Annotated in this window: 12 protein-coding genes; 4 read left to right on the top strand and 8 right to left on the bottom strand. The window is 70.1% G+C overall.

Features of this window, described 5'->3' with window-relative positions; all coding sequences use genetic code 11:
- Window positions 1–4: 4 nt before the first annotated feature.
- Window positions 5–484: an SRPBCC family protein gene (locus tag HQ306_RS02720; RefSeq protein ID WP_027503962.1), complete on the bottom strand. Its 480-nt coding sequence runs from the start codon at window positions 482–484 to the stop codon at window positions 5–7.
- Window positions 485–657: 173 nt separating this feature from the next.
- Here HQ306_RS02720 and HQ306_RS02715 point away from each other — a divergent pair, with 173 nt between their 5' ends.
- The 3 genes from HQ306_RS02715 to HQ306_RS02705 are packed head-to-tail and all read left to right on the top strand — an operon-like array spanning window position 658 to window position 3,735.
- A complete protein-coding gene (locus HQ306_RS02715; RefSeq protein WP_027503961.1) occupies window positions 658–1,905 on the top strand; it encodes a glycosyltransferase family 4 protein in 1,248 nt (415 codons plus the stop codon).
- A complete protein-coding gene (locus HQ306_RS02710) occupies window positions 1,899–2,651 on the top strand; it encodes a class I SAM-dependent methyltransferase (protein ID WP_027503960.1) in 753 nt (250 codons plus the stop codon). The genes HQ306_RS02715 and HQ306_RS02710 overlap by 7 nt, the downstream gene beginning before the upstream one ends.
- Entirely contained in the window at window positions 2,638–3,735 is a 1,098-nt protein-coding gene (locus HQ306_RS02705; protein ID WP_308115379.1) for a prenyltransferase, read from the top strand. Before HQ306_RS02710 ends, HQ306_RS02705 begins: the two co-directional genes overlap by 14 nt.
- Here HQ306_RS02705 and HQ306_RS02700 read toward each other — a convergent pair.
- Window positions 3,711–4,355 carry a class I SAM-dependent methyltransferase gene (locus tag HQ306_RS02700; protein WP_222628841.1) on the bottom strand — a complete coding sequence of 215 codons (645 nt, stop codon included), beginning with the start codon at window positions 4,353–4,355 and terminating at the stop codon, window positions 3,711–3,713. The genes HQ306_RS02705 and HQ306_RS02700 overlap by 25 nt on opposite strands.
- 23 nt (window positions 4,356–4,378) lie before the next feature.
- Window positions 4,379–5,764, bottom strand: a complete 1,386-nt coding sequence (locus tag HQ306_RS02695; protein ID WP_222627479.1) for an FAD-binding oxidoreductase — start codon at window positions 5,762–5,764, stop codon at window positions 4,379–4,381.
- Between the two features lie 138 nt (window positions 5,765–5,902).
- Here HQ306_RS02695 and HQ306_RS02690 point away from each other — a divergent pair, with 138 nt between their 5' ends.
- Window positions 5,903–7,255, top strand: coding sequence for an MFS transporter (locus HQ306_RS02690; protein ID WP_222627478.1), 1,353 nt, complete (start codon window positions 5,903–5,905; stop codon window positions 7,253–7,255).
- A 75-nt stretch (window positions 7,256–7,330) separates the two neighbouring features.
- On the opposite strand, the gene HQ306_RS02685 is transcribed toward HQ306_RS02690, so the two are convergent.
- From HQ306_RS02685 to HQ306_RS02665, 5 genes are all read right to left on the bottom strand, one after another.
- Complete coding sequence (locus tag HQ306_RS02685) at window positions 7,331–8,338, bottom strand: substrate-binding domain-containing protein (RefSeq protein WP_027503955.1); 1,008 nt, start codon at window positions 8,336–8,338, stop codon at window positions 7,331–7,333.
- Window positions 8,339–8,508: 170 nt separating this feature from the next.
- Window positions 8,509–9,918, bottom strand: a complete 1,410-nt coding sequence (locus HQ306_RS02680) for an AMP-binding protein (RefSeq protein ID WP_308115380.1) — start codon at window positions 9,916–9,918, stop codon at window positions 8,509–8,511.
- Window positions 9,915–10,532: an energy-coupling factor transporter transmembrane protein EcfT gene (locus tag HQ306_RS02675; RefSeq protein WP_222627477.1), complete on the bottom strand. Its 618-nt coding sequence runs from the start codon at window positions 10,530–10,532 to the stop codon at window positions 9,915–9,917. The genes HQ306_RS02680 and HQ306_RS02675 overlap by 4 nt, the downstream gene beginning before the upstream one ends.
- Complete coding sequence (locus HQ306_RS02670; protein ID WP_222627475.1) at window positions 10,529–11,209, bottom strand: energy-coupling factor ABC transporter ATP-binding protein; 681 nt, start codon at window positions 11,207–11,209, stop codon at window positions 10,529–10,531. Before HQ306_RS02670 ends, HQ306_RS02675 begins: the two co-directional genes overlap by 4 nt.
- Window positions 11,206–12,336, bottom strand: coding sequence for a thiolase family protein (locus HQ306_RS02665; RefSeq protein WP_222627473.1), 1,131 nt, complete (start codon window positions 12,334–12,336; stop codon window positions 11,206–11,208). Before HQ306_RS02665 ends, HQ306_RS02670 begins: the two co-directional genes overlap by 4 nt.

Genomic DNA, 12,336 nt, shown 5'->3' with positions numbered 1-12,336 from the left:
CCCGTCAGCCCAGCAGATCGTCCAGGCGCTCGTAGCCCTCCCGCATGCCCTTCTCCATGCCGCTCGCTGCCATCGAGTCCCGCGCCTCCAGTGTCGGGTACACCGAGTGGCCCTCCAGCCGGCAGCGGTCACCCAGGTCGACGAACGTGAGGAACTCGATGCTCACCACGTCGGGGAAGCCCTCGTACTCGAAGGTCTGCACGGCGAACTCGTTCGTCCGCACCGTGTGGAACACGCCGTGGAACGCGTACTCCGCACCGCCGGGATCACGGTGGACGTAGCGGTACCGGCCACCGCCACGGAAGTCGTACTCCTCGACCGACATCTCGTAGCCGGCGGGACCGAGCCAGCGGGACACCAGTTCGGGCTCCGCGTGCGCCCGGAAGACCGCGGACACGGGTGCGTCGAACTCGCGCCGGACATCGATGAACGGCAGACCCGCCGGTGAGTGGATGTGCAGCGCCCTGTCGCCGGTTCCGGTCATCGTCGTCTCCTCGATCTCGGGTGGCGGGGAGGTCCAGTGTGAATCAGTGCTGGTCGTCGGTCGTGTGGATTCGAGAAGAACGGAAGGTGGTAGACACATCGGGACATGATCGCCGGTTCCACCGCGGCGAGGGTGTCTGCCATCACACTGCCGCGACAGCTCGGGGGACCCACGTGCGTATCGCTCTGCTGTCCTACCGGAGCAAGCCCCACGTCGGCGGTCAGGGTGTCTACGTCGCGCGTCTGAGTCGAGCGCTGGTGGACGAGGGGCACGAGGTCGAGGTGTTCTCGGGTCAGCCCTATCCCGATCTCGACCCGCGGGTGCGGCTCACGCGAGTACCGAGCCTCGACCTCTATCGAGACGACGATCCGTTCCGCACCCCGCGGCCCTCCGAGATCCGAGACCTGGTCGACGTGTCCGAGGTGCTGACCATGTGGACGGCCGGGTTCCCGGAGCCCCGCACGTTCGGGGCGCGCGCCGCTCGTCTGCTGCGCGCGCGAGCCGACGAGTTCGACGTGGTGCACGACAACCAATCGCTGAGCTACGGATTGCTGCGCATCCCGTTGCCGCTCGTGGCCACCATTCATCACCCCATCACCCGCGACCGTGCCCTCGACCTCGCGGGGGCGCCGTGGCGACGACGGATCACCGTGCGGCGCTGGTACGGCTTCCTCACCATGCAGCGGCGGGTGGCGCGCCGGATCCCGCGGTTGCTGACCGTGTCCCGCTCGTCCGCGGTGGACATCGTGGACGCGTTCGGGGTCGCTCCGGGTGCGGTGACGGTGGTCCCGCTCGGGGTCGACACCACCGTGTTCACCCCCGGCGCGGCGCCGCGAGTTCCCGGCCGCATCGTCGCCGTCGCGAGTGCCGACGTCGCCCTCAAGGGTGTGCGGCACCTTCTCGAGGCGGTCGCGAAGATGCGCACCGAGCGGGATGTCGAACTCGAACTGGTGTCGAAGGTGGACCCCGCAGGGCCGACCCGGACGTTGATCGACGATCTCGGTATCGACGACATCGTGCGGACGCGGAGCGGTCTCGACGACGCCGAACTGGCGCGCGTGCTGGCGTCGGCCGACGTGGCCTGCGTGCCGTCGCTGTACGAGGGCTTCTCGCTCCCGACCATCGAGGCCATGGCCTGCGCGACCCCCCTCGTGGTGAGCCGCACCGGGGCGATCCCCGAGGTCGTGGGGCCCGACGGGCTCTGCGCCGATCTGGTGCCTCCCGGTGACAGCGACGCCCTGGCGCGGGCCCTGATGCGCGCGCTGGACGACGAGCCCCGCCGACGCGCCATGGGCGAGCGCGGGCGGGAACGGGCCACGCAGACCTACGGCTGGCCGGCGGTGGCCGCCGCGACCGTCGCGGAGTACGAGAAGGCGATCGCCGATCGCCGTGGACGAGGGAATCGAGAGACGACATGCTGACGATGGACTTCGACCGGCTCGGCTTCGGTGCGGGCGATCGCGTCATCGACATCGGGTGCGGCCAGGGGCGCCACTCCTACGAGTTGTACCGCCGCGGGGCCCATGTCACCGCCTTCGACCAGAACGCGGACGAACTCGACGAGGTCAAGGTCATGTTCGGCGCGATGGCCGAGGAGAAGCAGGTACCGGAGTCCGCCACGGCGGAGACGGTCGTCGGCGACGCGTTGTCCCTGCCGTTCCCGGACGAGTGGTTCGACGGGGTGATCGTGTCCGAGATGCTCGAGCACGTGCCGGACGACGCGTCGGCCATCGCCGAGATCGCGCGCGTGGTGCGCCCCGGCGGCACGGTGGCGGTGAGTGTCCCGCGCTGGTTGCCCGAGCGGGTCTGCTGGTCCCTCTCCGACGAGTACCACGCGAACGAGGGTGGCCACGTCCGGATCTACCGTGCGAGTGAGTTGGCGGCGTCGCTCACCGCGGCCGGCCTCGAGGTCACGCACACCCACCACGCGCACGCACTGCACGCTCCGTACTGGTGGCTCAAGTGCGCGGTCGGGGTGCGGAACGACGATCACCCGCTGGTGCGCGGCTATCACTCGATGCTGGTGTGGGACATGATGAAGGCCCCGCGCACCACCCGAGTGCTCGAGCAGGTCCTGAATCCCGTCATCGGCAAGTCCGTGGTGATCTACCTGCGCAAGCCGGAGACCGGGATCGGCGGACCGGGGGCCGGACGTGGCGCTCACTGATCACGTGACGCCGTCGGTTCCCGGAATCCTGTCCGCCGAGCAGTGTCTCGCCAGTGCGCGCAGCATCGCCGCCGTCCAGGTCCGGTCCGGGGCGATTCCGTGGTCCGCGGGCGGGCACCTCGACCCGTGGGACCACGTCGAATCGGCCATGGCGCTCAGCGCCGCGGGCCTCGTCGAGGAGGCCGACGCCGCCTACGAGTGGTCGCGGCGCACGCAGCGCAGCGACGGCACCTGGCCGATCCGGCTGCGCGGCGACGTCGTGGAGGACGCCGGCGCCGACACCAACTTCTGCGCATACATCGCCGTGGGAGTGTGGCACCACTTCCTCGTCACCGGCGACGACAACTTCGCCCTGGCCCTGTGGCCCACCGTGCGCCGCGCCGTCGACTTCGTCCTCGGTCTGCAGACCGACCGCGGCGAGATCGCCTGGGCCGCAGGGCCGAACGGATCGCGTGCCGAGGCCCTGCTCACCGGGAACGCCAGCATCCACCACAGTCTGCGGTGCGCGCTGGCACTCGCGGCGTACATCGGCGACCCGCAGCCGGACTGGGAGGTCGCCGTCGGCCGGCTGGGTCACGTTCTGCGGCATCACCTCTCGGCTTTCACGCCGAAGCCGTCGTACTCCATGGACTGGTACTACCCGATCCTGGGCGGCGCCGTGCGCGGACCGGCGGCCGGGCGGCGCATCGACGACCGGTGGTCGGACTTCGTCGTGGAGGGGCTCGGAATCCGCTGTGTCGACGACCGACCGTGGGTCACCGGTGCCGAAACGTGTGAGCTGGTTCTGACTCTCGACGCGATGAACCGGGTCGACGTGGCGACGGACCTGCTCGGAAGCATGCAGCACCTGCGGGAGGACGACGGGTCGTACTGGACCGGGCTGGTCTACGCGGACGGCAAGCGGTGGCCCGTCGAGAGGACGACGTGGACCACCGGAGCCATGATTCTGGCGGCCGACGCCCTGTCCCGGTCCAGTGCCGGATCCGGCATCTTCCGGGGGGACGATCTGCCCGTCGGGCTCTCCGGTGCGCATCGCAGCTGCGGTTGCGCCGGGGAGTTCTACCCGGCGAGCGTGCCCGGCTGACCCGAGGTCCGCACCAGCACTCGCAGTGAGCCGACCACGCGGTTCTCGGTGAACATGCCGCTGTCGAGGGCGCGCCGGTAGATGCGGTACGGGGCCTGCCCGCCGTCCGCCGGATCCGGGAACACGTCGTGGATGAGCAGGGCGCCTCCGACCGCGACCCACGGCGCCCACCCCTGGAAATCGACCGTGGCCGCCTCGTCGGTGTGGCCGCCGTCGATGAACAGCACGTCGACGGGATGCTTCCACAGCGCGGCGACGTCGCCGGAACGGCCGACGACGGCGACGACGACGTCCTCGAGGCCCGCCCCCGCCAGGGTGCGGCGGAATCGTCCGAGAGTGTCCAGCGCACCGGTGGCCGGGTCGACGAGCGTGGTGTCGTGGTACTCCCAGCCGACCTGGTGCTCCTCGGATCCGTGGTGGTGGTCGACGGTGACCACACGGCCGCCCGTGGCGCGCGCCGCGGCGCCGAGGTACACGGTCGACTTGCCGCAGTAGGTGCCGATCTCCACCACCACGCCGTCGCCCAGGAACTCGGCGGTGGCGTCGAAGAGCGCGAGTCCCTCGTCGGCGGGCATGAATCCTGTTGCCGCCTCCGCGAACTCGCGCAGGTCGTCGGGCATGACGGGACGTGCGGGGGTGTCGGTCACACGGGCGAGCCTAGCTGGTCGAACACCTTGCCCGGGTTGAGGATGCCCTGCGGATCGAGTGCGTCCTTGACCGCGCGGTGCATCGCGAGGACCACCGGATCGAGTTCCTGGACGAGTCCGTGCATCTTGAGCAGGCCGACGCCGTGCTCGCCGGTGACCGTGCCGCCGAGGGCGAGTGCGGCGTCGATGATCTCGGCGAACGCCGCCTGCGAGCGTGCTCGGGCGGCGTCGTCTCCCGGGGGTGTGATGAGCAGTGGGTGCAGGTTGCCGTCGCCGGCGTGGGCGATGTTGGCGATGACGACGTCGTGGGCGATGCCGATCTTCTCGATCCGCGACAGCATTTCCGGCACATGCCGTTTGGGGACGCACACGTCCTCGGTGAGCACCGGGCCCAGTCGTTCCATGGCCGGGTAGGCCAGGCGCCGCGCCGCGAACAGCGCGTCCGCCTCCTCCTGATCGGTGGACACCGCCGACCAGGTGGCGCCGCCTTCGTCGAAGCAGGCGAGCATTTTCTCCGCTTCCTGGTCACCGATCTGCCCGGGGGTGTCCACGCGGCCGAGCAGCACCACTTCGGCGTCGACGGACAGTCCCATGTTCTTCCACGCGTCCACCGCGAGGAGGCACTGCTTGTCCACCAGTTCCAGAGCGGAGGGGGTGAGCCCGGCGGCGGCGACGGCGGCGACCGCTCGGCCCGCGGCGACGATCGAGTCGAAGTAGCCGGCGACGGTGCGTTGCGGGTCCTGGAGGGGGCGCAGTTTGACGGTGATCTCGGTGATGACGCCGAGTGTTCCTTCCGAGCCGACCATCAGTCCGGCGAGGTCGTACCCCGCGACGCCCTTCGCGGTGCGTCGGCCGAGTCGGACCTTCTCACCGGTGCCCGTGACCACCTCCATGCCCATGACGTAGTCGCGGGTCACGCCGTACTTCACGCAGCACAGGCCGCCGGCGTTGGTGGCGACGTTGCCGCCGATGGTCGACCACGGCGAACTCGCCGGATCCGGTGGGTACCAGAGGCCGACCTCCGCGACGGCAGCGCGCAGATCGTCGTTGATCACGCCCGGTTGCACGACGGCGTACCGCTCGAGGTGGTCGATCTCGGTGATCGCGGTCATGCGGTCGAGCGCGAGGACGATGCACCCCGCGGTGGCGTTCGCGCCTCCGGAGAGCCCTGTCCCGGCGCCGCGGGTCACCACGGCGGTGCCGTGGTCGAGGCACGCCCGTACCGTCGCCTGGACCTCGTCGGCCGTGGCCGGACGCACCACCGCGAGAGGGGTCGCGGACGGCGCCCACTCGGCCTCGTCGTGCTGGTAGGACGCCATGACGTCGGGATCGACCACCACCCGATCGGCGGGGAGTACGGCGAGCAGGGCATCGACGATCATCGGTCGAGCGTAGCGCCGGGCGACCGCCCGCCCGCCAGATCCCGCCCCCCTCTTCGGAGGGTGGTGGGAGTGGTTCAGGTCACATACGTTCCTCCCGAGTCCGACGATTCGGACGATCCTCACCTCGGATGGAGAACCATGACCACAGTTTCGCCGGACGACGCGACGGCGCGCGCCACCTCGGCACCACCCGTCGCGGCACCGCCCGCCACGAGCGTCCGCAAGGTGGCCGTCGCCAGCGGCATCGGAACGACCATCGAGTTCTACGACTTCTTCATCTACGGCACCGCGGCCGCGCTGGTGTTCCCGACGGTGTTCTTCCCGGCACTGGGATCGACGGCCGGCACCGTCGCCTCGTTCGCCACCTTCGCTGTCGCCTTCGTCGCGCGTCCCGCGGGAGCTGTGCTGTTCGGCCACTTCGGCGACCGCATCGGGCGCAAGAAGACGCTGATCTCGACGCTGCTGCTGATGGGTGTCTCCACCTTCGTCATCGGGCTGCTCCCCGGTGCCGCGACCATCGGCGTCGCCGCACCGATCATCCTGGTGGTGCTGCGGTTCGGGCAGGGGTTCGCCGTCGGCGGCGAATGGGCGGGAGCGACGCTGCTGACCGCCGAGTACGCACCGGCGAAGCGGCGCGGCTTCTACGGCATGTTCCCGCAGCTCGGTCCGGCCGCCGCCTTCATCCTCTCCAGCGCGACGTTCCTGGTGACCGGCGCCGTGTTCGGCGACACCAACGACACGTTCCTGAACTACGGGTGGCGCATCCCGTTCCTCTTCAGCGCCGTGCTGGTGCTGATCGGTCTCTACATGCGCCTCGCGATCGAGGAGACGCCGGTGTTCAAGGCCGATCAGGCCGCCGCCGCGACCACGCCGTCCGCTCCCACCCGGCTCCCGGTGCTCGAGGCGTGGCACGTGCAGAAGCGCGAGGTGCTGCTCGCGGCCGGTGCGCTGGCGTCGCTGTTCTCGCTGTTCTACATGGGCACCGCGTATCTCACGAGCTACGGCACGAAGACCCTCGGCTTCGACCGGCCGTTCGTGCTGTGGACCGGCATCGTCGGTGCGGTGATCTTCGGCATCACCATCGCGCTGTCGGCGACGTTCTCGGATCGGGTGGGTCGGCGCCGCGTCATCATGGTGTCCTGCGCGGCGGCCGTTCCCTGGTCGCTCGCCCTGTTCCCGATCCTCGACACGGGATCGAGTACGGCGTACGTGATCGCGATGTGCGTGACCCTGTCCATCTTCGGTATCGCCTACGGCCCCACCGGTGCGCTGCTCCCGGAGCTGTTCCGGACCCGGTTCCGCTACACCGGTGCCGGTCTCGGCTACAACCTGGCGGGCGTGCTCGGCGGTGCGATCCCACCGCTGCTGGCGGCTCCGTTGACGGCGCAGTTCGGCAGCATCGCCGTGGGCGTCATGCTGGCGCTCCTGTCGGTGCTCAGTCTGATCTGCACGCGAGCACTGGTGGAGACGAAGAACAACGACCTGACCTGACCCCACGACGACGAATCCGGTGCAGAGATCCGCGGTGAACGCGGATCTCTGCACCGGATCTCGTGTGCGTGGAGGCTAGCGAGTGCCGCCCTTGGCGTACTCGGCGATCGCGTCGATGTTCGTCGAGTCGATGAAGGCCGGGCCGGTCAGAACGGGCGTGCCGCCACCGATGGTGTTGCCGTTGTTCAGGTACAGCCACAGCGAGTCGACGGCCAGGTAGCCCTGGAGGTACGGCTGCTGATCGACGGCCCACGCGACGTCGCCGCTCTGGATGGCCTCGACGAGTGCGGCGTTGGTGTCGAAGGTGACCACCGTGGCCTCGGAGTTGGCGTTCGCCTTGGACTGCACCGCGGTCAGCGCGATGGGGGCGCCCAGGGCGACGATGTGGTCGATGGTCGGATCCTGCTGCAGCTTGGCCGTGATGGTGGCCTCGACGGACGGCATGTCCTTGCTGTTGACGTTCAGGATCTCGGTGGAACCGCCGGTGAAGCCCTGCGTCACACCGGCGCAACGGGATTCGAGGGCGACCTGGCCCTGCTCCTGGATGATGCAGAGGGTCTTCTTCGCACCCTCGGTGGTCAGACGCGCACCGACGGCCTGGCCGGCGATGGTCTCGTCCTGGCCGAAGTACTGCTGGACGCCCTGGTCCTTCCACGCGTCGTAGCCGGAGTTGAAGGCGACGACCGGGATGCCGGCGGCCGTGGCGGCCTCGACGGCGGGTGCCATGGCGTCGGGCTTGGCCAGTGTGACCGCGATGCCGTCGACGTCGGAGTCGATGGCGCTCTGCACCAGGTTGGCCTGGTTCGGGGCCTCGGGATCGGCCGAGTAGCGCAGCTCGATGTTGTCCTTGGCCGCAGCCGCCTCGGCGCCCTTGCGGATGAGGTCCCAGAACGTGTCACCGGGAACCTCGTGCGTGATCATCGCGATCGTGGCGCGCGGGGTGTCGGCCGTGCCGGCGTTGCCGCCGCCGTCACCGGAGGACTCCGGTGCGCCGCCCGAACTGGAGCAGCCCGCTGCCAGGCTGACGCTCAGTGCCACGCCGAGAGCGACAGCAGTGCCCCGACGGGTGAAATGACGTGTCATTCGGTCTCTTTCTCGAACGCCGACGAGAGAACAACGCGGCGACATACTGGGTACGACTGGAATGGATCGAGCCGGTGACCTGTTCGGTCGCGGCCCGACATATGTGTAATCCACATCACAAGGGAAGTCAATAGTTTGTTCGGACAATACGTCCGCAGCACAGCGAGCCGTCAGGATCGAGGTCCGGTCGCGATCATCGCCAGGACGGCCGGGCGGTCGAGCTTGCCGCGGGCCGTGCGCGGTAGCGCGGGCACCGTGACCACGCGGGTGGGCATCGCCGGTGCCTCGAGGTGCGCCCGCAGATGACGCCGCAGAGCGGCGCGGTCGACCGGCTCCGAGACCGTGATCGCCGCGACCGGGACGTGCCCCATCCTCGGATCCGGCTCGCCCACACACGCCGCGTCGAGCACGCCGGGAAACCCCCGCAGGGCGGTCTCCACATCGAGTGGCTCCACCTTGAGGCCGCCGCGCACGATGGTGTCGGAACTGCGGCCCGCGAGAAACAGCCACCCGCCGCGGATCTCGCCTCGATCGCCCACGCTCGTCCACCCGTTCACGGGCCCGTCGGACGGTTCCGCGTGATCGGGGTGGGTCAGGTATCCGCCGAACAGCATGTCGCTGTGCACGCTGACGACGCCGTCCACGGTTCTCGTGCGGACTCCCGAGACGAGCCGCCCGGCGGAGCCGTCGGGAACCGGTTCGGTGGAGGAGTCCACGGCCACCAACGACAGTTCCGAGGCGCCGTAGAAGTGCACGAGCCGAGCGCCGGGAACGCGAGCGGACAGGGTGTCGCGACCGGAGCGCGGCCAGAAAGCACCCGAGGACAACACTTCTCGGACCTGCGCCAGCCCGGGTCGGGTGGACACGGCGATGTCGTGTGCGAGGGTGGGCACGGTGTAGACGTGCGTCGGGTCGACATCTCCCGCGGAGGACCACGACTCGAGGGGTCGTAGGTCCACGGCAGCACCTCGCGTGAGCGCGTGCACCAGTCCGTAGAGGAAGTGGGTGTGGTCCAGGACGCCCGGTGCGGCCACCCGGGAGTGCCGGTCCACGGTGAACTCCTCGTCGGACCGATCGAGCGTGCGCGACCACGACCGCCGCGAGCGGACGAAGAGCTTGGGGGTGCCCGACGTGCCGGACGTCAACCCCGCCAGCAGTTCTCCGGCCTCGTCCGGTGCCGGGAGGGGGACCGCGGGCGCGGCGGCGAGGTCGTCGGGCGAGGTGAGCGTGCCGGTGACGCCGAGTCGACGCAGCCGGGTCCGCCCGCGCTCCGTGGCGATCACCGCAGCGGGGCGACCGATCTCGAGAACCGATGCGAGGTGGTCGGGAAGCAGGTGGCGGTGCAGGAGGACGAGCGAGCAACCTGCACGGATCGCGCCGAGAACCGTGACGACGGAACCGAGATCGGACGCCGGGAGTACGGCCACTCGCTCCGCACCGAGCAGGCGTGCGGCGACGCGTCCCGACCGATCCCACATCTCACGATAGGTGAGACTGCCGTCCGCGGCGACGACCGCGAGCGAGTCCGGACGGTCCCAGGCGCGACGACCGATGCGCTCGTCGATCGAGTCCGCGATCACGCGTCATCGTCCCGGTCGTCGTCCACACCGCGGGCGACGAGACTGTCTCCCAGCGCATCCGCGGTCCGCAGCGCGCGGACCACCACGGGTGTCGCCAGCGCGGTCATCGACCACTGCAGTCCGCGGGCCTTCCGTGCGTCGGAGACCTCGTGCACGATGCCGGTGAGGACGGGGACGAGCCGGATCGTCAGTGCCAGCAGCAGTCCGATGCGGTCGGGGTCGACGCCGAAGCGCCGCAACGGTTCCAGGACCCTGCCGCACACGTCGAGCATCGCGGTCACCCGGGTGGTGAGGGTGACCAGACTCGCCGCGGCCACCGTGACGACGAGAATCCCGCACACGACCACGGCGCGGGCCGGGGTCGTGATGATCACCTGGAACACCGCGATGATCGCGATCATCCAGAAGAGCGGCCGGATCTGCGCGAGTGCGGTCCGCGGGCCGATGCCCCCGATCCCGAAGAGAACGGCGACCACGCCGGCAGCGACCGCGACGTCGACCGGTCGGCGAACGAGGGCGATGACCGCGATGACGCCGACCATGAGCAGCAGAAGCTTCCACCCGGCCGGAAGTCGGTGCAGGAGCGAGTGACCGGGTCGGTAGAGGCCGATCATTCGAGCAGCGCCTCGTACGCGGGCAGGGCGTCGGCGGGCCGTCCGTCGTGGGCGACCCGAGCGTCGTGGATCACGATGACGCGATCGAAGTTCGTCAGGAGATCGAGGTGATGTGTCACCACGACGACCTGCTGCTCGAGAGTGTCGAACACTGCGCCGACCTTGCGGGAGTTGCGGAGATCGAGAAGCGTGGTGGGTTCGTCGGCCACCAGGACGTCGGGTCGGCGGATCAGCACTGCGCCGATCGCCAGCATCTGTTTCTGTCCGCCGGACAACAGGTGCGCGGGATGATCGGCGTGACCGGCCAGCCCGAAACGGTCGAGCATGTCGGCGACGCGGTCCGCCACCTCGTCCTTCGACGCTCCGGTGCGGCGCAGCGAGAACGCCAGATCCTCGGCGACGGTCGGCATCACGATCTGGTTGTCCGGGTCCGTGAACACGAACCCGACCTTCCGTCGCACCTGGCCACCCTTGCGCGCGACGTTCAGACCGTCGACGGTGACGGTGCCGGAACTCGGCGACACCAGACCGTTGATCATGCGGGCCAGGGTCGACTTCCCGGAGCCGTTGGATCCGACGATGCCGACGCGGTGTTCGGTGATCTCGAGATCGATGTCGCGCAGCACGGGCCGATCGCCGTATCCGTGCGAGACGTGATCGAACCGGATCACGCTCATGCTCCGACTCGTTCCACGAGCATGGCGATGCCCTGACCACCGCCGATGGCGCACACCGCAAGACCGAGAGCGGGGGAGTCGGTCGTGGCCATCTGCTCAGCCAACCGGACGAGGAGAATCGCTCCGGAGGCGCCCCACGGGTGTCCGAGCGCGATGGCCCCTCCGTGCGGGCACACGATGTCCGGATCGATGCCCAGCCGGTCGACGGCCGCCAGGGCCACCGAGGCGAAGGCCTCGGTGATCTCGACGATCCCGACGTCGGACAGGTCCACTCCGCAGCGGTCGAGGACGGCGCGGACCGCGGGCACGGGGGACAGTCCGGGGAGCGCGGGATCCGTCCCGGCGACGGCCCAGCCGAGTACCCGCAGGGCAGGGCCGTCGGCCCGGTCCGCGGTCGTCACGGCGAGCACGGCCGCGCCGTCGGAGATGCCGCACGAGTTGCCCGCGGTGGCGGTGCCGTCGGGGGAGAACGCCGGACGCAGCCTGCTCAGACGCGCCGTGGTGAGTCCGCCGCGCACCCGCTCGTCCCGATCGATCCCGGCGACGGTGACGATCTCCGCCGAGAAGTCCGTCTGCGAGGCGAGCCGGTGCGAGCGTTCGGCGTACGCGTCCTGTTGCTCCCGGTCGATGCCGAGCGTGCGGGCGAGATCGTCCGCGGCCGTGCCCATGTCGGGGTCGGGGTGACCGCTCGGGGTGAACGGTGCGCGCGTGTACCGCTGCGGACCCCCGTCGCCGACCGGGGCGTGGAAACGCCACGGCGCCGTGCTCGCCGATTCGACTCCCCCCGCGAGAATCAGGGCGTCGTCACCCGCGCGGACACGGGACGAGGCCAGGGCCACGGCGTCGAGACCCGAGCCGCACTGGCGGTCGACCGTCACGCCGGGAACGTGGTGACCGAGACCGGCCTGCAGCGCGGCGACCCGAGCGAGGTCGCCGCCGGGACCGAGGCAGTTGCCCAGGACGACGTCGTCGATGCGGCCGAGATGGTGCAGCCGGCGAGCGACGTCGGCGAGGACGGGTGCCGCGAGGTCGGCGGCCGTCAGGTCGGCGAACGCATGCCCCGCCGTGCCGATCGCCGTCCGCCGTCCCGCCAGCAGGATCGGATCGCGCGGGGACGAGCGCACCAT

The sequence above is a fragment of the Rhodococcus sp. BP-160 genome, assembly GCF_019836205.1.
Lineage (GTDB): Bacteria > Actinomycetota > Actinomycetes > Mycobacteriales > Mycobacteriaceae > Rhodococcoides.
Note: the sequence above shows the minus strand (reverse complement) of the source record. Positions and strands in the feature narration are given on the sequence as shown.